General features: G+C 43.3%; 21 protein-coding genes. All 21 read right to left on the bottom strand.

The annotated features are described in order from the left end of the window. Positions 1–32: 32 nt before the first annotated feature. A complete protein-coding gene (locus tag HGJ98_RS21250; RefSeq protein ID WP_291353758.1) occupies positions 33–1,865 on the bottom strand; it encodes an ASKHA domain-containing protein in 1,833 nt (610 codons plus the stop codon). A gap of 95 nt (positions 1,866–1,960) precedes the next feature. Continuing rightward, on the bottom strand, positions 1,961–2,581 hold the full coding sequence (locus tag HGJ98_RS21245; RefSeq protein WP_291353756.1) for an HAD family hydrolase: 621 nt from the start codon (positions 2,579–2,581) through the stop codon (positions 1,961–1,963). A gap of 151 nt (positions 2,582–2,732) precedes the next feature. Beyond that, entirely contained in the window at positions 2,733–3,536 is an 804-nt protein-coding gene (locus tag HGJ98_RS21240; RefSeq protein ID WP_291353754.1) for a methyltetrahydrofolate cobalamin methyltransferase, read from the bottom strand. Positions 3,537–3,814: 278 nt separating this feature from the next. Then, entirely contained in the window at positions 3,815–4,441 is a 627-nt protein-coding gene (locus tag HGJ98_RS21235) for a corrinoid protein (RefSeq protein WP_291353752.1), read from the bottom strand. 61 nt (positions 4,442–4,502) lie between these two features. Further along, the gene (locus HGJ98_RS21230) at positions 4,503–5,945 is read right to left on the bottom strand and encodes a trimethylamine methyltransferase family protein (protein WP_291353750.1); all 1,443 of its coding nucleotides are present in this window, start codon (positions 5,943–5,945) and stop codon (positions 4,503–4,505) included. Positions 5,946–6,012: 67 nt separating this feature from the next. Beyond that, positions 6,013–7,221 carry a phosphotransferase gene (locus HGJ98_RS21225; RefSeq protein WP_291353747.1) on the bottom strand — a complete coding sequence of 403 codons (1,209 nt, stop codon included), beginning with the start codon at positions 7,219–7,221 and terminating at the stop codon, positions 6,013–6,015. 247 nt (positions 7,222–7,468) lie between these two features. Then, entirely contained in the window at positions 7,469–8,128 is a 660-nt protein-coding gene (locus HGJ98_RS21220) for a corrinoid protein (RefSeq protein ID WP_291353745.1), read from the bottom strand. 13 nt (positions 8,129–8,141) lie between these two features. Next, positions 8,142–9,416 (bottom strand): PocR ligand-binding domain-containing protein, encoded by a 1,275-nt coding sequence (locus HGJ98_RS21215; RefSeq protein ID WP_291353743.1) that lies wholly within the window; start codon positions 9,414–9,416, stop codon positions 8,142–8,144. 202 nt (positions 9,417–9,618) lie between these two features. Next, positions 9,619–11,076, bottom strand: coding sequence for an ethanolamine ammonia-lyase reactivating factor EutA (locus HGJ98_RS21210; RefSeq protein ID WP_291353741.1), 1,458 nt, complete (start codon positions 11,074–11,076; stop codon positions 9,619–9,621). A 13-nt stretch (positions 11,077–11,089) separates the two neighbouring features. Further along, positions 11,090–11,998: an ethanolamine ammonia-lyase subunit EutC gene (gene eutC, locus HGJ98_RS21205; protein ID WP_291353739.1), complete on the bottom strand. Its 909-nt coding sequence runs from the start codon at positions 11,996–11,998 to the stop codon at positions 11,090–11,092. 14 nt (positions 11,999–12,012) lie between these two features. Continuing rightward, the gene (locus HGJ98_RS21200; RefSeq protein WP_291353737.1) at positions 12,013–13,377 is read right to left on the bottom strand and encodes an ethanolamine ammonia-lyase subunit EutB; all 1,365 of its coding nucleotides are present in this window, start codon (positions 13,375–13,377) and stop codon (positions 12,013–12,015) included. A gap of 30 nt (positions 13,378–13,407) precedes the next feature. Next, positions 13,408–14,067, bottom strand: coding sequence for a cupin domain-containing protein (locus HGJ98_RS21195; RefSeq protein ID WP_291353736.1), 660 nt, complete (start codon positions 14,065–14,067; stop codon positions 13,408–13,410). 59 nt (positions 14,068–14,126) lie between these two features. Further along, positions 14,127–14,675 (bottom strand): BMC domain-containing protein, encoded by a 549-nt coding sequence (locus HGJ98_RS21190; RefSeq protein ID WP_291353735.1) that lies wholly within the window; start codon positions 14,673–14,675, stop codon positions 14,127–14,129. Continuing rightward, positions 14,672–16,015, bottom strand: a complete 1,344-nt coding sequence (locus HGJ98_RS21185; protein ID WP_291353734.1) for a 4Fe-4S dicluster domain-containing protein — start codon at positions 16,013–16,015, stop codon at positions 14,672–14,674. Before HGJ98_RS21185 ends, HGJ98_RS21190 begins: the two co-directional genes overlap by 4 nt. Positions 16,016–16,033: 18 nt before the next feature. Further along, positions 16,034–16,327, bottom strand: coding sequence for a EutN/CcmL family microcompartment protein (locus tag HGJ98_RS21180; protein WP_291353732.1), 294 nt, complete (start codon positions 16,325–16,327; stop codon positions 16,034–16,036). Further along, positions 16,324–17,142: a flavoprotein gene (locus HGJ98_RS21175; protein WP_291353731.1), complete on the bottom strand. Its 819-nt coding sequence runs from the start codon at positions 17,140–17,142 to the stop codon at positions 16,324–16,326. The genes HGJ98_RS21180 and HGJ98_RS21175 overlap by 4 nt, the downstream gene beginning before the upstream one ends. 2 nt (positions 17,143–17,144) lie before the next feature. Next, complete coding sequence (gene pduL, locus HGJ98_RS21170) at positions 17,145–18,575, bottom strand: phosphate propanoyltransferase (protein ID WP_291353730.1); 1,431 nt, start codon at positions 18,573–18,575, stop codon at positions 17,145–17,147. A gap of 28 nt (positions 18,576–18,603) precedes the next feature. Continuing rightward, positions 18,604–18,912 carry a BMC domain-containing protein gene (locus HGJ98_RS21165; RefSeq protein WP_291353729.1) on the bottom strand — a complete coding sequence of 103 codons (309 nt, stop codon included), beginning with the start codon at positions 18,910–18,912 and terminating at the stop codon, positions 18,604–18,606. A gap of 113 nt (positions 18,913–19,025) precedes the next feature. Next, positions 19,026–20,510 carry an acetaldehyde dehydrogenase (acetylating) gene (locus HGJ98_RS21160; RefSeq protein WP_291353728.1) on the bottom strand — a complete coding sequence of 495 codons (1,485 nt, stop codon included), beginning with the start codon at positions 20,508–20,510 and terminating at the stop codon, positions 19,026–19,028. 23 nt (positions 20,511–20,533) lie between these two features. After that, complete coding sequence (gene eutL / locus HGJ98_RS21155) at positions 20,534–21,181, bottom strand: ethanolamine utilization microcompartment protein EutL (RefSeq protein WP_291353727.1); 648 nt, start codon at positions 21,179–21,181, stop codon at positions 20,534–20,536. 49 nt (positions 21,182–21,230) lie between these two features. Beyond that, entirely contained in the window at positions 21,231–21,566 is a 336-nt protein-coding gene (locus tag HGJ98_RS21150) for a BMC domain-containing protein (RefSeq protein ID WP_291353726.1), read from the bottom strand. Between the last annotated feature and the right edge of the window lie 241 nt (positions 21,567–21,807).

Genomic DNA, 21,807 nt, shown 5'->3' with positions numbered 1-21,807 from the left:
TAAGGTGTTTTCAGTCTTTTCCTAACATTTAATTAACTCAGCCGTTCAAGGTACATACTATTCATGAAATAGTTGGAAAATTTCGCACTACCACCAAGTTCAATATGACGAATCTTCTTGTACAATTCATGTGTCATTTCCATCTCCTGGTGATTTAGTAGTGTTCGTATGGCACCAACATGGGCAGCATTTCCTACCATCTTTATTTTTTCGGGTGATATATCCGGTACTAGACCAATATTTAAAATGTTATTGGCCTTGAGATAGGTTGCAAAGGTTCCGGACAAAACTACGGAATCAAGCTCAGAAACGCTGATGCCCGCCATTTCAACTAACGTTTTAATACCGGCACAGACTGCTCCTTTAGCCAACTGTAATTCCCCGACATCTTTTTGGTTGATGGTTACGTCCGATCTCTGATCTGTTCCATAAGCTAGTATAAACTCGCGACCTTTTTCCGTTGGGCGTATCCGTTGACGAAGATCAGCCGAAAGATTGTCAGCTGTATCTGGAACTGTTACCTTCCCTTGTTTGTTAATAACCCCAGCCTGTTTCATCTCATCGATGGCTTCGATAAGACCTGACCCGCAAATCCCGATTGGATCCTGCCCACCGATGACTTCACAGTTCACTCCACTTTCTGTAATGGATACACCCTCGATGGCTCCCTGCTTGGCCCTCATTCCGTAAGCTATCCCTGCCCCTTCAAAGGCAGGTCCAGCTGCGGTAGAACAAGCCATCATCGTTTGATCCGTTTTCAGAAATAGTTCACAGTTCGTACCAAGGTCGATGAGTAGATGATTTCCCGGCTCTAAAACTTCAGGTGCACCTACAATCGCCCCTACCGTGTCTCCTCCAACAAAGCTTCCTATATTTGGCAAAAGGAAAACTTTTGCTTGAGTATTGATCTCTAGGCCTAACTCTGACGCAGAAAACTCTAAGGGTTTATTACAAACAGAGACAAATGGAGAAACCGCCAAATGAGACACATCGAAACCCAGTAAAAGATGATGCATCGTAGTATTTCCAACAATAGACATCTTATAGATCTCACTTCTAAGTACACCTGTTTTGGACTCGAGTTCTTTTAGTAAGTGATTGATTGTTCTCCTAACCGCACTACGCATTGTCCTAGCATTTTCTTGGCTCGCCTTGGCAAAGGAAATGCGGGAAATCACATCTGCGCCATAAGCTGTCTGCTCATTCTCAATTGAAACGACCTTTTGCAAGTTACCGTCCATTAAATCGTATAAAGCCAGCCCAACACTGGTTGTCCCAATATCCACGGCGACCCCATATAGTCTTTTTGTGGTATCTCCAGGTTCGATTTCCAATACCTCGTTTTCAAAGACTGTAACTGTCAGTACATAGCTTTCTGCTCGTAAAACCTCAGATACTTTTTTTAGAACATACAAACTTGGGTACTCATACTTCTTACCCGTGATGGCACATAAAGCATCCATCACACGATCCCAGTCTCCCCTCTCATCGTCTAAGGAAGGCTTATTGAGTGTCACACAAATCTTTTCAACTTTGGTATTCAAGGTAGCAATTTTCATCCCTAAAAGTGCACTTTCTTTTCGATCCTGACTTTCGACAAAATTAAGTTCAATGACCATTCCCTCTTCAGGAGCGACAGTACAGGCAAGCCGAAATCCCGCCTCCAGTTCTACCTCACTGAGATGCTTTAAATCTTGGGCACTTGGCGCCGAAATATTCCCAATCATTCGGACTTTGCACTTACCGCACGTTCCCTGACCATTACAAATATTATCAACGGGCAGCTGATGGCGGGTAAGTGCTTCCATTAAAGTTTCATTTTCATTAACTTCAATAACTCGATTGGGGAGTATTCTAACTTCCATAATTACCTCCTGCAGTACATTTATCTGTGAATAATTCATGTTAATTTTAACTATTATATGAATATTCGATCTATCCTTCAAATTTTCCTTCCTGTTCAGACAGAAACTAAGAAGTCCGCAAGTTCTTCCGGGGTATTGACAAGATAATCCGGGTCGCCTTCTTTAATCTTCTGAGGGTTATGCCATCCCCATGTGACTCCTATCGTTAGGGTGCCTGCACGTTTGCCTTCGATCATATCTCCTTTAGTATCTCCTACGTAATAGGCAGGGCTGCCTGGATGCAATGCCATGGTGTTATGGATTTTTTTTATCTTACTCTTTTCCTTTTCAGCTCCGATAACATCCTTAAAACAATGAATGCCGTTCTTCTTTAAAATCTGAATCGTTGCGCTGGAAAGATTCGAGGTGATAACATAGACATGATGTTTTTCTGAGATCCTCTGTAAGGCAACCCCAATGCCGTTGAAGAGGGCAAGCTCCGTCAATTGCTCATCTTGTAATAGTTCATATCTCTTCAATATATTGTTTATGGTAGCTTCCGAAATCCCTCGGCTCATCATAGTCTCGTAAACATTACCATCGAAGAATGAAATAACATCCTTTGGTTCTTTGATTCCTCGAAACCCATTCTCAAGACAAGCCTGTGAAAAACGTGATATAAAGACGTCTAGAGAATCAACAATAACTCCATCGTAATCAAACATTACAAGCGCCACAAGTTTACCTCCTAACACATTGGTAAGATCTCTATTGTTATAAGATCCCCTACTCTAATTTAGAGAAGGGGATCTTAATTCATATACATACAGAATTTAATTATACTATACCATAAACTTGATGAATTACCTCAATGGGATTAGGGGTTTATTAACCTAAGAAATCAAACTGCTTATTCCGGAAAGCCTTAAGATAGTTGACACAGTAGTCATCACGTCCGGCTAGAGCTTCTGCTGTAACCAAACTAGCCATCATCATTTTATCCAGTGGATTGATAATCAGTCCATCCAGCCCTTTACCAATAGCCATAATAGCAAAGGCATGGTTCATGAATTTACGTACTGGCAAACCATAGGAAACGTTTGAGAGACCGCAAATAGTATGAACTCCTTTAAAACGAGTCATGATAGCTTCTACAGAATTAATGAACTCGACGGCAAAGGTACTGTTCGTAGAGACTGGCTGAACCAATGGATCAACATAAATGTTTTCCAGTGGTACATTATTCTTAACGAGTCCATTAATCAGCTTTTCGGCAATTTTCAGCCGAGCATCCATAGTTTCTGGCATTCCCTCATCACTCATGCACAGAGCCACAACTTTTAAGTCCGTACCTGCTACCACAGGAATTAAGGCATCATAACGCTCTTTTTCTAAGGATATTGAGTTAATCATAGCAATGCCTTTGTGTACAGATAAAGCTGCTTCAATAGCCTTAGGGTCTGGGCTATCGATACAGCAAGGGGCATCTACTGCTTCTTGAACCGTTTTTACAAGCCATTGGAGGTATTCAGGTTCCTTTCCAACAAAAATACCAGCATTAACATCAATAAAATCCGCTCCAGCTTCGTGTTCTTCTTTAGCCACCTGTTTAATATAGTCTGCATCTTGAGCCTTAATGGCTTCCCCTACTGCTTTACGACTTGCATTAATTAATTCTCCAACGACTAACATGAATTTCTCCTCCTCATACTTAGCTAAATTATTTATCTTGTCAAAGATATCATTGCAAATTCTATGCCAATACCGGTTTTTAGTAAAACTCATTTATAATGACTAAGCTTACGACTATTTTCAGCTTACAAGTCCCCATTTAAGATGAAATCTCAAACATTTAGGAGTCTCATATACTTATGAATAAGTCAGTTCAGACTTAAATTAAGGAACTGACTTCAAAATAAGTCAATCAGACTATTAAGAAGTCAGTTCTGAAGTTTTAGAGGAAGTCCTATTTACTTAGCTGTGAGTCGACGAGCAGTCTCAACTGCTCCAGGTCCGTCCGTACTCCAACCGTCAGCGCCAATCTTCTTAGCAAAATCTTCTGAAACAGGTGCCCCTCCAACCATTGTCTTGAAGCTTAGTCCTTGTTCACGTATAGCATTGACTGTAACTTCCATGAAAGGCATAGTGGTAGTTAATAGAGCAGACATGCAGATGATGTCGGCGTTTTTCTCTTTAGCGGTTGTTAGGAACTTTTCTGTATCAACATCAACACCGAGGTCATACACTTCGAAGCCAGCGCCTTCCATCATCATAGAAACTAAGTTTTTGCCTATATCATGCAAGTCTCCTTTGACAGTTCCTATAATAATGGTTCCCTTTTTTTCGCTTGCCCCTTGGGATAATAAAGGTTTTAATACCTCAAGACCAGCTTTCATTGCCTTTGCCGCCATCAGCATTTCAGGTACAAAAAATTCTCCTTCGGAATAGCGTTGGCCAACTTCGTCCATTGCTCCGATTAACCCATTGCTAAGAAGGTCAGAAACATCTGTTCCACTTGCTACCTCTGCATTAACCAGAGTAACCACTTTATCAATATCAAATTCTACCACTGCGTCATAAACATCTTGTATGCTCATTATTCTCTCCCTTTCCCCTCGGTCTCAAGACCGTACATCATAAACTTATTATCCCGTTCTACTAGAGGCTCCACTTAGCATCTCCAGCCACAAGCCCTTTAAAATGGTCTCGAACTTTTGCATCTAATTCATCAGAGAAGCGCGATTTATTCGGTTTACTTAAAATCTTATTAGCTTCTTTCATAGCGCGGCTATGCGCATCGGGTTTTCCTTGGTCTTCCCAGCGACGACGCATTTCTCTGGTAGCAACTTTGGGAAGAACGGCAATGGTACGCATATTTTTCATAGTATGATCCAAATCCATGTAACTGCCGCCTGGTCCGACTTTGGCTATAAGATCTAAGCAAAGATTCTCTTCACTGTATTCGAAGCCCTTTTTCATTCGTTTAAGCATTAGAGCAATTTCGTTATCAATGACGGCCTTGCCGAAATCAAAGGCCATTAAACTTCCTAAGAGACCACCCATATTGAACAAATCTGCTCCCGCAAGCAAAGCACCTGTCGTGTTCATCCCGGTCTCATAGCCAGATTGAGCGTCATTGGAGTGAGCATTTGTCAATCCGATATATCCGCCGGAAGGAACATTATAATATCTCGCCATTTCCGTATGGGCCATTTGTAACATTCCTGTTTCAATAGCACCTGGAGCATAGGCACCAGTCCTCATATCCGCGACTGTGGACAAGACTGCATAAATCATCGGGGCACCTGGACGAATCATTTGAGTGAGGGTTGCAAGGCCCAAGAACTCTGCATTGCCAAGGGTTAGTGTTCCCATTAGGCTAAGGGGTGAAGTCATCCCAGCATTTGGGACAATTGTTCCATAGACTGGCAACCCCTGTTCGAGCAGATAAATGACCGCTTCGGTTGACTCTACATCAAAGGTCAGCGGGGAAACAACGGGGCAATAATGATGATTGATAAATGGGCGCTTACGATATTCATCTTCTCCACCAGCAACCAAGGCACCTAACTCCAGAACTGCTTTTAGGTCGTCCATATTTGGAGTATTACTACGGACAGGCTTTTTACAGTTCTTCAAAGCAGGATAAAAACGGGACAAACTGAATTGTCCTTCTGGAGCATCGTCAGCAAGAGTGGAAATCGAAAAAACATCAAAGCCTGGTAATTCATTGATTAAATAGGCAATATTTGCGATATCATCTGAGGTAGCACGACGTTCTTCGCCCGTTTTTGGATCGATAATATTGGGAGCAGAACTTCCTGTTACAACGATAGGACGATCGCCGGGCATGGTTACATCAAATTTTGGATCCTGAGCCGTAAACGTATAGGTTGGGACAAAGGACTTTCTTGCATTCTCGACGACATCTCTGGGGAATTTAACCATCATAGTCTCCATATCAACTTGACAGCCATTTTTAGCAAATATTTGGAGTGCTTTTTCATTTCGAACCAGCATCCCGACATTCTCCAGGATTTCTAGTGAGGCCTCATGTACACGCTCTACTTCAGACTGACTAAATAATTTAGTGAACTCCACAATATGATCCCCTTTCCTACTACTTGAAAATCTATGGATAAATTAACTCTACTCTACAATTCTCAGCCTAATCTAAGATAGACTTTGCCATTAACCCTATCTCTTCTTTATGATCCTCAATCCAATTCATCAAGCGAACATTATGTTGCAAATAAGCAATATACTCATACTCATTAAGATCTGTGCCAGCATAATACGCTGATACATCCCAATTAATCAGATATATGTTTGCGGCAGCAATCATCGTAGGCAAATACTCAATTTCCACCGCATTTAAAGGCTCAAGTCCTTGCAACTCCTCCAATTTCTTCTGGTAAGACTTAAGGAAGATTGCACACTTATCGAGAAGGAGCACTCCATCTTTTTCGTCTTGCCATGAACAACAACAATAGGCCAAAGCTAATGTTACATCAAATAGACGACGATCGATCTTGGACCAATCAAAGTCGAAAATTCCTACAACCTTACTATCAACGTATTTCAAGTTACCCGCATGAAAATCATTGTGACAAGGTGTGAGGGGCATTTTCTCCAGTACATCCTGTGGAATTTGTGACCTTTCAATAACTTCCAAAATCGAGTTAAGTTTACCTCTATAGTATCGATGAAACTTGGTGTCGATATCCGTCTGTGCTAAGTCCTTAAATTTTTGTGGAAGGGTCGGTAGAAATTCCATGATCTTTGGCTCTACACGTTCGAGGCCTTGAGGATCGAAATCTTTCGCGGCATTATGGAACATTGCGAGGACTCCAGCGGCGCTGGCATATTCTTCATCATTTAGATTCGGGGTATCCCATGTATATAAATCCTCTCCCTTAAGAAATTGATAAACTGCAAAATAGCTATCAGTCGTCTTTCCGTTTGTACCCTCAGTCTTTTTAACAAAGGTACGACCACTCTTAGTACGGTACAACCCAGCAGCAATATCCAAGCCATGCTCAATAGAGTAATCAATCATAGAATGCTCAAATTCAATTTCCGACTCAGTGATCCCATTTTTGTACTTACGTACAAAATACTCGTGCTTTTCCCCGTCTTTTTCAGTAAAAATGCCAAAACTTCGATTAACATAACCACCAAAAATCTCATAAACCTCAGTTACTGCCCCGAGATCATAATTCCTCAGCACATCAACTATTTGACTTCGGATTAGAGTCGCCTCCATTGACCCAAAGAAGTTGGTAGCGATTTTCTTTAATTCTTCACTTTGCGTAAACAAACTAAATGTTTGCTCAACACTAAGTTCTTTAAGATTCCTCATTTTGCTAGTATCCATGTGCATCCTCCTCATTTGTAATCTCTCATAACGGAACCGATTGACTTAATGACTCAGACCAACGCGCAATGGGCTCATCAACTTGATAACATCATATCACCTAGAACACACCTTTTTATTGACGCATTTCTGCTCGTTTTGACTCATTACAACCAATTGAAAATTCGAACTATTTGGTATAAATTGCTATACTCTGTCGATTAAAATAATCTATGAGCTAATTGTGCATTTTTTCAGTAACGTACAGTTAATTTAAACGCCCCTTTTTGGTAATAATCTTAGTTAAATTTTCATCAATAAAAGCTCGAGCCTCAAATGCATCTTCAAAATAATAATCAGCCCCAATTCGCTTAGCATAACCGTCGTTGATAGGAGCACCTCCCACGATAACTATAAGGTTTTTTCGTAGGCCCAATGACTCTAATTCGTCAATCACCTCTTTCATAACAGTCATGGTAGTAGTAAGCAATGCCGACATCATCAAAATCTGAGGCTTTTCCTTACGTACTACACTTGCAAACTTTTTAGGGGTAACATCCACTCCCAAGTTAATTATCTCAACACCGGTAGACATCACTAACATCTTGACGAGGCTTAATCCGATATCATGGAGATCCCCGGCTACCGTACCCATAACAATCTTGCCAGTACTTTTCTTTTCAAAATTCTCAAGTAAGGGTTCTACAAGGCTTAAACCAGCATGCATTGCCCGAGATGCCATAAGCACTTCAGGAACCATAACCCGTTGTTCGCGAAATTTTTCAGCAACGCGGTCCATACCAGCAATTAAACCTTTTTCCAGAACAGACTCTGCAGGAAATCCCTGCGCCAGAGCCCGTTTTGTCAAGAGCAAACTTTGTTCTGCATCCCCGGTGGCAATAGATTTGATGATACTTCGAAATATCATTAACATCACCTTCTTAGTACAAGCTGTTTTTATAGGTCAAGGGAGTAACCCCAATGTATTTCCTGAAGACTTTAGAAAAATAACTTTGATTTTGGAAACCAACAGCTTTGGATACTTGAGCAACACTAAATTGAGGTTTTTTCATAATTTCAACAGCTTGTTCTACTCTGACCCTGGTCAGAAAATCATTAATAGTACAATCCAGTTCCTCACGAAACAGCCGAGAAAGATGAGAAGGACTAATGAAAAGGTGTTCTGCTACATCAGTCACAGTAAGAGGCAAAGCATAGTTTTCCATAATAAAATCTCGAGCATTTTTTACAATGGCTAGATGTTTCTTATCTGCTAATGTGAAAATTCCTTCTAAAAAGGTTTCTACAATTCGCTGGATCTTATAAAAACACTTTTCTACCCGCTCAAAACCTTCCATTTCCTTATTAAATTCCTTTAACAGCTTCATTATGCGCTCCGCATTTGCTCCGCCTTCAACTGCAGCCCTGGATGTCAACGTTGCCAATTCCAAAATTCTCACTTTAACCGTTTCCAGGTCTCCCACAGTTTTAGTATAAAGGTCGGTCAAAAGGCTCTGAAGAGTTTGATTGGCTCTCGTTCTATCCCCTAAGCGAATGTAGCGTAGAAACTTACGCTCCTTTTTTAAATAATCGTCGTAATTACTAAGGTCGGGTAAGTTTTTCCGTTTACGTTCTTCAATTTCACGTCTAATTTGCTGTTGTTGTACACGTGTTGCATCAATTTCTTCCAGACTATTAATGTTGCGCTTGACAATATGATTTACTACGACAAAAAGCATATCGGCAGCGGCTTGAGAACGTAAAGGAGAGACAACTTCAAGCTTGCTAGCCATATTTTTCAAGCAGTCAAAATTTTCAATTTCAACATTAAGTTTCTTTAGTTCCTGAAAGAAAAAACAATCTGGTTCCCACATTAAAACTTGGCCACAGATAATGCTTCCAATGGAAACCCCTCTGATCATGATCGGAACAGCCCAGATAACCAACCCAGCATGACAACGAAAGAAATAAGGTTCCTCCCACTTAGCTGCCTCAAGGCTAGCACGTTTATAAGAATCTTGACACTTTCTCTCTCCTCCAGGTTGACTTCGAATATATCGACAAAACTCACTCCGTTCAAAGTTTCCAGGAACCGAGAAGGTTACTCCGTCGTTATTTATGGCCTCTATATGTAAACCAGTAGCATTATGAAAGCTTCCTAGGCTTTCTTCGAGATAGTTTGGATCCAGAAGGTTAGAATCTAATGTTTTGTGCATTCAAACTCACCCTTCCATTAAAGGCATAAGAATAAATGAAAAATTAATATATAATTCGTCAAAAAAAGACAGAATCCTTTTAATTATATAAATTAATGAACTAAAGCGACTGAAAATGTTAATACTCCAGTCGCTAAATTCATAGAAGCTTATAAACCTGTACCTTTCCTATGGTCAAGGCAATTGAACAACGTCATTAAAGTTAACGATTAAATACTAAGGTCTTTAAAACCACCGGGACAACTCTTCCACCCATTAGCGGCTTACCGATATCAATATAATCACAGTTTTCCACTTCAAGCTGATCTATACAAACCATTTCTAGCGGCCGATTAGCTGAAGCATTGATACACTGTCCCAAGACTTTTCCACAATCTGCTTCAACAACAAGTATCAGGGGCTTGTTATTACACAAGTACTCTTCCAACCCCAACAGTACCCCTTTTGCTAAATGACTGATATCAGCAAAGGACATGGTCCGAGGCCCTTTCAAAGCTATTGCTACAACACCCTCTAAATGGTCAACCTGCAGGCGCAGGATCTCGTTTTTAATGACTTCTGCAATTCTTTGCGGAGTTTCTGGAATCATCGATTGAAAGGGAGATAAAACCATGATATTGCGCAGCGGCAGTGTATTTTCTTGAAGATGGATGGTACTACCACTCAGATTAACGGACTGAGTCCCTGTACCGATGACGGTTGCTCGGACTGTCTCCTTTGGCTTTTCTAAGATAAAACCAGCTTCCTCCAAGCTCACTTTAAGCTCCCATCCCAGAAGTGGTCCAAAATCACCAAAAGCTGTCACTTCTGACATAGTTGAAGGTCCTTTTTCTGCATAGACATAGTCTGCTACCCCACCAGAAATCATCACTTTTCCTATCGGGTGACTGAACTGTAAAGGGGGCGTCATCAATAACTCCTTAGTTAACCCGGAAGGAGTCGACGTCTTAAGCAGGTCTACAACCGACCCAGCCATTGCTTTAACAATTGGACGAAGTTGAGGAAGAGTCACACGTTCCCCTACCTGAAGTCTTTCTCCAGTGATTTGCAAGGCAATTTTTGCTGGTTCAGAAATGTAAGTAATACGGTCTCCTTGCCGATCAAACTCTATTAAGTGTCCGCCGACGTTGATGCATGAAGAATCGACGGCCTTACCCTCATGGAAGGTGGCATAGTTCGAAGTTCCACCACCCACATCTATATTAACAACCACTTGGTGTCTCTGGGCTGAATATAAGGCAGCTCCAGATCCTTTTCCAGCATAGATTGCCTCCAAATTGGCACCAGCAGTGGCTACTACGAAGTCTCCAGCGAATCCTGCCAAAGCATCAATAATTGCCTTGGCATTTTCTTTTTTTGCTGTCTCTCCGGTAATAATCACTGCTCCAGTGTCAATCATTTCAGAAGTTAGACCGGCAGCCTGATATTCACTTTCCAGAATCTTCGAGACCGCAACCGCATTAATTAAGTCGCGATCTAAAAGAGGCGTAAAATAGATCTGGCTGCGATGGATAACTTCCTTTTGAGTGATTTCCACGCGAGGTACTAAAGACCCTGAAGCTGTATTTTCTATTGTTAATTGGCTGATCACCAGTTGGGTAGTTGTGGTTCCAATATCAATGCCCACACTCGTGATTCTTTGATTAGTCGATTCGGGCATTTTATCACCACCCCTATTTTTGCTGGTTCAGCTTAACACCACTTGCTTTAGCGGCTAGAATTTCTTTGATAACATCTGTAAGATGGGCCCCTGCTTCAGCCGGAGGAATTCCGCCCTTGTGAATATTGGAAATAACTGTGCGATCAGCTTCCACAGTAGTTTCGTCAGGTCTGTATATCATATAAGCACTAAGGCTCTCAGCAGTTCCAAGACCTGGGCGCTCGCCAATCAAGGAAATTATCACCTCTGAATTGACAAGGGATGCAACATGGTCTTGAACCCATACCCTGCCATTCTTAACGAAAAACGGAGCTCCAACGTTTATTCCTGATGATTTCAACCCTTGCATCAAAGCAGGTAATAGGTCTGGAATATTCGCCTCGATGGCCGTTGAACTTAGTCCGTCGACAATCAGTATCTGAACTTGGACATTTTTCTCACACTTCTCCGAAATTGTTTTCACAGCTTCTGGGGATAAACGACGTCCCAAATCCGGTCTTTGTAGAAACTCATCCTTACTGCTAGCTGCACTCTGGACGGACATCAAGTTCATCCGTTGGAGAAATTCCTCAGAAACATCGAGGAAAACTGCATCTTGAGCTACTGCATGATCCGCCAAAAACCTTAACCAGGATATTGTTTTGGGGCGAGTTCCCGCTCTGCCAATTCCAATCCTAGCTGGAGTCAACTTTTTCATAGCCCTAACTGCATCTGCATTAAATGGGTTAGAAATCTGCATTTCATCTAGAGCAGGAAATGTAACCATATCCTCAGAATGGGTGTCAGGGACTATAGGCGTATCCATTATCGCTGCCGCCATGACATGGTCTTTCCCCTTTTGTGAAAGCAACCCTTTCTTAGCTAGTTCTTCCATAATACTTTGAATAATGACTTTCTCTAACTCGTTATTCGCGACTGCCACCTCGATTCGCCTCCCTATTTATCAAATATGGATGGGTCTCCGGCCCTCTCTGTAAGTTTGCCGTTTTCTAAAATACCCATTTTTTCCAACCACTGTTCAAACTCCGGAAGCGGTCGTAACCCTAAGATTTCCCGGGTACTTGCATCATCATGGTAACTCGTATCCTGATAACTGAGCATAACATCGTCGCCGCCTGGAACACCCATGAAGAAGTTTGAACCAGCCATGGCGCAGAGGAGGGTTCCCATTTCCTGATCATTTTGGTCTGCTTTCATGTGATTTGTATAACACGGTGCAATCCCCATGGGCAGCCCGTGCAGCTTACCCATGAATAGATCTTCCAAGTCTGCTCGAATAACTTCTCGACCTGAATAAATCGTCTCCGGTCCAATAAACCCAGAAACATTGTTGGTCATGAATGGGCGATAACCCCGTGCATACCCGTAAGTTCTTGCTTCCAATGTCATCATATCAACGCCCAAGTGAGCATCTAGGGAGACCTCGGAACCTTGTCCTGTTTCAAAGTACATGAGATTAGGACCTGTCGCAGTTCCTTGACGCTGTGCCAAAGCAAAGGCTTCATCTAAAATTGCAGCGCTTACACCAAAGGCATCATTAGCTTTTTGAGTTCCAGCTATACTTTGGAAGACTAAGTCAACTGGAGCTCCTTTTTCAATCGCTTTCATCTGTGTTGTCACATGTGCTAAAACACAGTTTTGAGTTGGAATTTCCCATTTTACCATGAAATTCTTGACAGTATCCAAGAGGCGGGTAACAGTCTCCACATTGTCTTCCACAGGGTTAATTCCGATGACTGCATCCCCGGATCCATAGGATAAACCCTCTTTAAGGGAAGCCATCATCCCTTCGATGTTATCGGTTGGGTGATTAGGCTGGCAGCGAAAAGCCAGCGTTCCAGGTACACCAAGTGTTGTATTACAATGCGACTGAATTCGCATTTTTTTCGACCCAAAGACAAGATCCATAGTAGACATTAACTTAGCCACTGCAGCAATCATTTCGCTTGTCAGACCACGACTAATGTGAGCTAAGTCTTCACCTGTCGTCTTATGATCTAAAATATACTCACGTAGGTAACCGACCGTCCAACCTTTGATCTCTCGATAGATTCTTAAGTTGAGACCGTCGTAGATTGCTCTAGTAACTTCATCTTCTTCATAAGGAATGATTGGGTTATTATATATATCCTCAAGGGTAAGATTACTCAGAACCAATTTTGCCGCTACTCGCTCAGAAGCTGATTTTGCAGCAATTCCGACCAGTTCATCGCCAGACTTTTCTTCATTGGCCTTAGCCATAACTTCTTTAAGACTTTCAAACCCAAATAGTTTATTATAAACTTTCGCCTTTAAAATCATTGAACGATCCCCCAATCTGACATAATGTCCTTAATCACAAAAATCTGCCCAGTTAGCTGGGTAAGTACAATAGAAGACTTTACAAAACCCTGGTGAAGAAAAGACCACTTGGCTTCCCTTCGGAATATAAACTACATCTCCAGGTTTAGCGCGGAAAACTTGCCCCTCAACTTCCAGGACAAACTCTCCCTCAATAACGTAATCTACTTCATCATAGTTTAAGAACCAAGGCAACTGAGAATGATCAAAGGTCATAAAACCTGAAGCGAGATTTCCTACTCGTGAGTCAATCACGTCGACAAGCCCGACTTTTTGTCCTGGAGGTGCCTCTAAGAAAGGCTGTATGATCACACTTTCCCCTTTAACATGAGTGGCTTTAGGGTTCTCACAGGCGGGTTTAAGGACCTCACCCAGAATTCTTTGCACCGCCGTCTTCAAGTCATCCTTTTGGCTGCTTAAATCAGCGATACCAATGGAAACGCTTTCTTCCTTAACGCCAGACTGCGGATTCACAAACTGCCCAACAACACTGTGACCGATAACTTCTTGCTTGCCTTTGCTGATCGTAATCCCCAATTCTTTGGCTAGATCCTTGGCAGAGGGAGTCAGTACACTATCTTCTTCTAAAACTATGTTTTTGTCTAATTTGGCCATATCTCGCAATACAGCTGCTGAGATAAATCGTCCCATAGTACACCTCCTTATCGTGGTTCGATATTCGATATTCGTGGTTCGATGCTTAAGTGTTATTAAACTAGGCTTTCAATGAGTTGTTTCGAGGGTCTTGGGATGACGACTTGACGGATGAGGAGTCCTTTCTCACTCGCAATGGCGCTTCCTTCTTCGACAGCAGCTTTAATGGAAGCTACTTCTCCGGTGAGAAGGGTGTAGCTTTTGCCCCCGATTCCAAACGCCAGATGAATAAGTAGGGGTTCCACGTCACCTGCTTTGACTGCTGCATCCGCTGCTTCGATTAAGGATGCTACACTATAGGTTTCTATAATCCCTAAAGCCTTGATGTCTTTAAGGGTGTTGGCACGACTAATAGCCGGTAATATGGAAGGATGTACATTGGGGATGACAAAGGAATCCACCACTGTCTCTGCTCCTAAATCAATACCAGCATTTACAGATTGCTCTACTCCTGATACATCTCCGCTTACCAAGACCATATATTTTCCGGGACAGATGGTTTTCGCTACCAAAATGGTCACATCCGCTGTCTTGGTCATTATATCGGCGCATTCGATGCCTTGTGCTATGCTTGTAAATTCTACTAACCCTATGGCATGGATCATTTGGCTGCACCACCTTTCCGTATCGTTATGGTTTGGGGGGTTATGTGGATCACTCTTCCCTCTATACTGGCATGGACATTTGCACCTAGTGCTCCATCAGGAATTTTTCCGATCAGTTGTCCTACATGAACCACATCTCCGACTTGGACGACGGATATTGCAGGTGCACCAATGTGCTGTTGAAGCTTTAGAGTGACTTCGTCAGGTACATACATCTCCGCCGATAAGGGGGCTTCTTTATACCAAGGTCGAAGCCTCAAGCGATCCATTAACCGCGACGAGGGGATTAGACGATGTCTGGCCATCGGATCTACTTTTCCAAGTTCGCCCTGATATTTAATTCCCTTGGCACGAAGCTCTGCTTTTAAAGCGATATTCACTCTGAGCGGCGAGATTCCCACCGGACAAGCATAAGCTTCACAAACTCCGCATTCGGAGCAGGTTAGGGCTGTAGTAACTAAAGAGGGGGCACTAATGTTTTTATAATTGACCGCTCTAATCAGTCGATGAGGGGATAATTCGTGTCCTATGATATGCCTAGGACAGAGTTCTGTACAAAAATTGCACTGTTCGCAGACAGTCTTAGCAATGCGCAAAATAGTCTCAACCCTCTGACCCTTGCGTTGGATCAGCATATGATCTTTCGGCAGAGCTATTAGTCCTCCGGTGGTTTTGGTCACTGGAGTTGAAAGATCGGTGATAAGGGTTCCCATCATCGGCCCTCCATTGATATAGGCTAACTCCCCGCTTCCACCACCGGCCAATTCCAGAATGTCTCGTAATGGCGTTCCAATCGGAACTGTGACGGTTATTGGTTTTTTGACAGCGCCGGTTACTGTAAGGGTCCTTGTGGTAACAGGGGTCCCTTCGACGGCCCTTGCGACATTGATCAGGGTTTGCACATTATTAACTACCACACCAATATCCAATGGTATTCCACCTGGAGGGACTCGCCTCCCAGTCGTTAACCAGATGGTGATTACTTCGTCTCCAGCTGGGTAAATATCGGGCATAATTAAAATTTCAAGGTCTTTATAATTCTTTATATGGAGTTCTAAGGCCCCTATCGCATCTTTATACTTTCCTTTTAAAGCAATAATTCCTTTTTGAGCACCTGTAGCCTCCATAGCTAGGGTTAAGCCTTTGACTAAAAGATCCGGATAGCGTGCAGCCAGTTGTTGGTCGGTTTTCAGTAAAGGCTCACATTCCGCTGCATTAACAATGACGATCTCTGCTCGTGCTAAGAGTTTGACATGGGTCGGAAATCCAGCTCCACCTGCGCCAACAACCCCAGCTTCTCTAACCTTCGCACTGATTTCTTTCATACTCATCTCGCTCATTTTTTCACCCACTTAAGCTTACGCTTCATAGGTTTCTTTATCGATAATGCCTACGATGGTGGCGTCAATGGGGATACTATGGTTAGTTAGACCCTGCCGGGCCGAGGAACCGCTCGCTACCATGACGATTTCGTCTTCTCCTGCACCGATTTGGTCTGCAGCGACAAGAGAATTCCCAACTTCCTTAAGTATGGGGGTCCCATCCTCTTGATAAGAGAGGGTGACGGGCTGGACAACTAGAAACTTCAGACCTCGTAAGGACTCATCTTTTCGGGTAGACCAGACGTTTCCTATAACACGGGCTAAAATCATCCGTTTTTCCCCTCCTTCTCAATACACAGCTCAATTCGGCGCAGCTTAAGGGTGTCTCGAGCGAGGGGTGAGACGACTGTCCCTTGTTTTATAAGAACTCTCGATTCCTCCGGAAATTCGTAGGCCTGTTTATCCCCTAAAAACTTATTAGCAAAGCGTATCTCCTCTTGCACAAAGAGGTCTTTTTCCTGGGAGAACACTTCGTTCTGTTTATATATCCCGGAGCTTAACTCTGAAATTTTTGCAGGGTATTGTTGAACAGGTTTCGCCGAAAAAGAACAATCCTCAGCTAAACTGGCACATACCATGACTCCGTAAGCCTGCAGCCTCTGGATATATCCTTCATAAAGCTCTCGATAAGCCAGAGGAGTTTGTATTGTTAAGCCCAAATATTCTGTCACCAGATCAATGGAGCTTCCTCTGCTTAGTCCACGCCCAATCATTTCGCAGATTGGGTTATCTCGTATCCCTAAAGCAGCTTTTGCTAAGGTATTAGGAGAACATGTTGGCAGGATCAATTTTTGCCAATCTGACCTACTCAAGGCATCTTGAGCGGTTATCCAGGTCATGCCAACAGGTAGTTCTGGCTTGGCTATATAAACCTGATCACTCGGTAAAATGCAGAAGGTAAAGTCTGCTCCCCATCGTTGTTTGACCGCAGCCAAGACTCGCGGAAAATCCGAGACAAAATTCAAAAGGACTAAGGCCTCAGATTTAACCCCCCCCTCTTGACTCCCGTTTCCTTGGAGTAATCCCTGCAAAGAGGGATCAGACAAGATACGGCGCACAATTTGGTTGATCAGTTCTTCATTCATGCTCATACCTCCATGAGCCTTCCCTGGGTGGTTGCATCGACGAGAGCCGCATTAGCTTCATCCAAGTCCAAGTGAAACTCTTTGCGGTACATGTCACTGACCCGAATTAACACATCTTCGAAGACCATTGGTCGTTGGCTCTCAACTTTCACTCGAACTCGGTCTCCATCTTTCAGAGACCAATCCTTAGCATCGTCAGTGTGGAGGTGAATGTGCCTGCTGGCTACCATGACTCCTGCTTCAAGCTCAATTTGACCAACAGGACCTTCAATTCTAAGACCTGGGGTTCCATCATGTTGCCCCGAATCCCGGATGACGGGCTTAACTCCTAAGGTAAAGCAATCTGTGACACTTATTTCTGCTTGCGTATTCTTTCTTACCGGTCCTAAGATGCGGACCCTATCTATTCTTCCTTTGGGACCAACTAACGTGACAGTTTCTTTGGCTGCAAACTGTCCGCGTTGAGAGAGCTCTTTTTGGACGTGAAGAGAATAGTTTTCGCCGAAGAGGGCCTCTAGGTCGGTTTGTGAAATGTGTATATGGCGATTCGTAGTTCCTATAGGAACTTGTTTTTCAACTTGCCCCGCTTTCACGGCATTCACCGCTTTCTCAACTTGGTCTTGGTTATTCCGGCCACGTACTTCACAAGCGAGGATATAGAAGGTACTAGAGAGCCGATTTAAGGCCTGAATCAGGTCTGTTCGACTACATGCCCCTGTTTCATCGGTGAAAGCTCGGTTAGCATAAAGCTCAACTTCTCGTGATTTGGCCCTAAGGTGATGGAGTTTGGATACAATGGGGCCATGAGTATAGCTTAAGGGAGTGTGATCGATACCGTAGTATTTTTGGGGATGATGAGATCGTTCGCGCAATTCTTCAGGGGTAAATCCAATTAGGGTTAACCATTGAAAGGGCTCCTGTTTAACTTCGCTGACCATAAGCTGTCGACAAAAAACTGAGATTTCCTCCAGCTTTAGTATTAGGTCATCCTCCCCTTGGTTACTTAAGAAACCCTGAGCTTCAACGAGTTCACATTGAAACAAGTCTAATTGCCCACGATAAGCGATCACCGGATGTATCTTAGTGACTAAGGCTCCTGAACGCAAATGAGTCATGTGTTCAGGTTTGACACCCGAGGAACTATTTGAATGGGTTTGCATTTTGTTTTGAGCGTGGTTTTTAGACTTGATTTCCCGGAGTGGATTGATTTGAATGGGGGTTGGTCTGGTAGTACTATCAATGCTTTGGGCTGCACTGGAAAAAGTATTCTTATGAATATCCCTTAGTCCGTTCCCCTCAATCTGAACATCAATTCCTTTGGACCTAATAAAGTCCCTTGCAGATGGTGTGATTACACTACCGGGCGGTAATATAATCAGTTTCTCCTTGGTTTTATGCCAATTGGCTCTTAGCTCATATTCTGTGACGATCAAGACCTCACCTCATTACAGAAGTCGGAGATTATTTTTCTCCATAACCTTTGTTGTCACCGACTGGTAGGATATACTCAACGTCCTGATGGGGTCGGGGAATAACATGAACACTGAGGAGTGCTCCAACTCGCTGGGCTGCAGATGCTCCTGCGTCTACGGCTGCTTTGACGGCACCGACATCACCCCGAACCATGACTGAGACTAATCCCCCGGAGACATGTTCTTTTCCACATAACGTTACATTTGCTGCTTTTAACATTTGATCAGCTGCTTCGATCGCAGGGATTAGTCCTTTGGTTTCTATCATTCCAAGTGCAATTACTCTTCGATCTGCCATTTTGTTCCCTCCCAAATTCGTGGTTCGATATTCGATGTTCGTAGTTCGAGACATGCCTCAATTAATGAACTTAAATCGAACCTAATTATTCGTTAAAAACATTTAGCACTACGCTACTTTAAATGCTTTAAGATTTGCGTAATGATCTCTTGGACCATCTGAGCATCTACCTGTTGTGTTTGAGCTTGGTTTTGGTTTTGGTTGCAATTACTTATTTCGTTCAGGGTTTCTAGGGATTTACGTTCAGGCAGACCAAGATGCCAAGCAACACGTTTGATATTGATTAGGTGAAGTGGTGTAACGTTTTCTGAGACGCTTGATCCAGCCCAAGTTCCACATCCTAAGGTAAAGGAAGGAGCTAAGCCAGTGGTCGCGCCAACGCCACCCATAGCTGCTGGGGTATTAACGAGTAATCGGTTAACAGGTTTCTTAAGCGCAAATTCCCGAATGATTTCTTCGTTATTGCAATGCATTGCGAGACTATGGCCCACTCCGCCAACTTCCAAGAGTTGGAAGCAACGGTCACATCCTTCATGCCAATCTGCAACTCGGTAAAAACCCAAGACGGTAGTTAATTTTTCGTAAGATAAGGGCCACTGGGGACCAACCCCTGACAAAGGGGCAACTAAACATTTCGTTTGATCTGGAATGTTGATTCCAGCAAGCTGTGCTATGAATTTCGGGTCTTTCCCCACTACTTTTGGGTTAACTCCTCCATTTGCCAACATAACTACGTTGGACACCTTCGTTACTTCCTCAGAACTGAGAAAATGGGCTCCCTGCCGTTTTAGATGGATTATCAACTCATCAGCGATACATTCTTCAGCCACAATAGCTTGTTCAGATGCGCAGATGGTCCCGTTATCAAAGGTTTTTCCCATAATGATGTATTCCGCAGCTTTAGCAAGATCAGCACTCCGTTCGACAAAGGCAGGGACGTTTCCTGGACCCACGCCGAGGGCTGGTTTTCCGCTGCTGTAGGCAGCTTTGACTAGGGCACTTCCACCGGTTGCTAGGATCATAGCGACATTAGGGTGTTTCATGAGTTCGTTAGTCGCTCCCATGGATACATTCATGATGCACCCTATGACCCCTTCGGGAGCTCCTGCTGCAATAGCTGCTTGATGCATAATTTTTGCCGCTTCATTGGTACATCGAACAGCACTTGGGTGCGGAGAGAAGACGATGGCATTACGTGACTTGAGTGCGATCATGGCTTTATATATGACGGTTGAAGTAGGATTAGTGGTCGGGATGATTCCAGCGATTACTCCTACGGGTTCAGCAATTTCCCAAAGCTTTTGATCGAGGTTTTCTCGGATGATTCCTACAGTTTTCATGGGTTTAATAAAGTCATAAAGGGTTCGAGAAGCAAAATAGTTCTTGAAACATTTATCGTTGTAGTTTCCCATTCCGGTTTCCGATACAGCCATCATGGCTAAACGAGCTGCATTAGCTTCTCCTGCTTCGCGCATCAGGTCGATAATTTTGTCGACTTGTTCTTGCGTAAAGTTCATGAGGGCTTCTTGGGCTTTTCGCGCAGCTCGCACTAAATTTCGGGCTTCTTGTAAGGAACATAGGTCTTTATCAAGTTCCATTATGAAGCTGCACCTCCCCTATGCTAAAATTTAAGACCGTGTTCGCAAACGTCGATAACAGCTCTTTGAAAAGCATCACAAGCAGAGCGGCAGGCGCTTTGTGAACCTGTTAAGAGCCCACCTCCAAAGTTCGTTTCCGTTGGCGGCCCGTAAAAGGCTTGCATGGTGACCTCCGCAGCTTTTAAGGCAGCGTCTAAACCAAACATGGCCTCGATTGGAGGCGCAATCAGGTAGGATAGCGCTTGTCCTTCCGGAATTCCTGCCAATTTGGATAGGTAGCTTCCTGTTCGAGAAACTGTATGAGGAAAAAAGGCTGTTTTTCCTCCGTCACAGGTGTAGAAGAAGCATTCGTTTTCGAGATGATCAATGCAGGCATCCACTCCCGCTCTCACTTCGGCTGGGTTCGGACCAGCTAGAATTCCGATAATTTCTCCGGATAGTGGACCGGAAGCCCGGGCTGCTCCGCAATAAAAACTTTTAGCGTAGACAACTTCGACTTCCGCCTTTTTTGTAGCTTCATCTAAGGCCACATAGGTTGAATCATCGATGTCGGCGGTGATCATACCGATGGAACGCTGATAGCCAGTAAGGCCCAATTTTTCGGCGAGATCAGGGGCCACATTAGGAATTAATCGAACGGCTAATACTTTTGGTTTAATGGGCTCTATCATGGTTACCCTCCCTATTACTGCCGGAAATTCTTCTTAGTTCCGACGAAATTTACTTCGTATTCTCAACGTTTTTTGTTTTAGGTTTTTCTTCTATTACAGGTAGCTTTGGTAATATTGCTTCGAGCTCCTGATGTGGACGTGGGATAACGTGACAGCTAACAAGTTCACCGACTCGTTCTGCTGCGGCAGCTCCTGCATCAACTGAGGCCTTTACTGCTCCGACATCTCCTCGAACCATAACAGTGACTAAGGCGCCTCCTACTTTCACTTTACCTATCAGTGTAACGTTGGCTGCTTTGACCATGGCATCAGCCGCTTCGATGGCTCCTACAATTCCACGGGTTTCTACCATCCCTAGTGCAACAAGATCTTCTCTTATAGCCATTAGTGTTTTGCTCCTTTCACTCGATCAATTTATCTTTGGAATACATCGTTGGTTCAGCGGCCTAATCAATACCGCTATAGTTCCAACCTCTAAATCATAAGCCGTTGTATCAACGGCTGTATTCCCTCCTTTATCCGGACTTTACTTAGAATTTACTATCCATTAGGGATCTTTAAGTTACTTTAATATATTTAATAACTTACATAATACAGATTAATGCAAAAACCATGCCATTGCCCAA

It is taken from the genome of Desulfosporosinus sp., from assembly GCF_014237355.1.
Classification (GTDB): domain Bacteria; phylum Bacillota; class Desulfitobacteriia; order Desulfitobacteriales; family Desulfitobacteriaceae; genus Desulfosporosinus.
This window is presented reverse-complemented; position numbering and strand designations above follow the sequence as displayed.

Bases quoted from the DNA above. Each gene is read 5' to 3' on its own strand.
- HGJ98_RS21195 (WP_291353736.1), bottom strand. From the start codon at position 14,067: ATGGGACGATTTATCTCAGCAGCTGTATTGCGAGATATGGCCAAATTA.
- HGJ98_RS21200 (WP_291353737.1), bottom strand. From the start codon at position 13,377: ATGATTTTAAAGGCGAAAGTTTATAATAAACTATTTGGGTTTGAAAGT.
- HGJ98_RS21185 (WP_291353734.1), bottom strand. From the start codon at position 16,015: ATGAGCGAGATGAGTATGAAAGAAATCAGTGCGAAGGTTAGAGAAGCT.
- HGJ98_RS21180 (WP_291353732.1), bottom strand. From the start codon at position 16,327: ATGATTTTAGCCCGTGTTATAGGAAACGTCTGGTCTACCCGAAAAGAT.
- HGJ98_RS21175 (WP_291353731.1), bottom strand. From the start codon at position 17,142: ATGAATGAAGAACTGATCAACCAAATTGTGCGCCGTATCTTGTCTGAT.
- HGJ98_RS21215 (WP_291353743.1), bottom strand. From the start codon at position 9,416: ATGCACAAAACATTAGATTCTAACCTTCTGGATCCAAACTATCTCGAA.
- HGJ98_RS21240 (WP_291353754.1), bottom strand. From the start codon at position 3,536: ATGTTAGTCGTTGGAGAATTAATTAATGCAAGTCGTAAAGCAGTAGGG.
- HGJ98_RS21210 (WP_291353741.1), bottom strand. From the start codon at position 11,076: ATGCCCGAATCGACTAATCAAAGAATCACGAGTGTGGGCATTGATATT.
- HGJ98_RS21190 (WP_291353735.1), bottom strand. From the start codon at position 14,675: ATGATCCATGCCATAGGGTTAGTAGAATTTACAAGCATAGCACAAGGC.
- HGJ98_RS21250 (WP_291353758.1), bottom strand. From the start codon at position 1,865: ATGGAAGTTAGAATACTCCCCAATCGAGTTATTGAAGTTAATGAAAAT.
- HGJ98_RS21225 (WP_291353747.1), bottom strand. From the start codon at position 7,221: ATGGATACTAGCAAAATGAGGAATCTTAAAGAACTTAGTGTTGAGCAA.
- eutL (WP_291353727.1), bottom strand. From the start codon at position 21,181: ATGATAGAGCCCATTAAACCAAAAGTATTAGCCGTTCGATTAATTCCT.
- HGJ98_RS21165 (WP_291353729.1), bottom strand. From the start codon at position 18,912: ATGGCAGATCGAAGAGTAATTGCACTTGGAATGATAGAAACCAAAGGA.
- HGJ98_RS21150 (WP_291353726.1), bottom strand. From the start codon at position 21,566: ATGGCTATAAGAGAAGATCTTGTTGCACTAGGGATGGTAGAAACCCGT.
- HGJ98_RS21220 (WP_291353745.1), bottom strand. From the start codon at position 8,128: ATGATATTTCGAAGTATCATCAAATCTATTGCCACCGGGGATGCAGAA.
- HGJ98_RS21235 (WP_291353752.1), bottom strand. From the start codon at position 4,441: ATGAGCATACAAGATGTTTATGACGCAGTGGTAGAATTTGATATTGAT.
- HGJ98_RS21160 (WP_291353728.1), bottom strand. From the start codon at position 20,510: ATGGAACTTGATAAAGACCTATGTTCCTTACAAGAAGCCCGAAATTTA.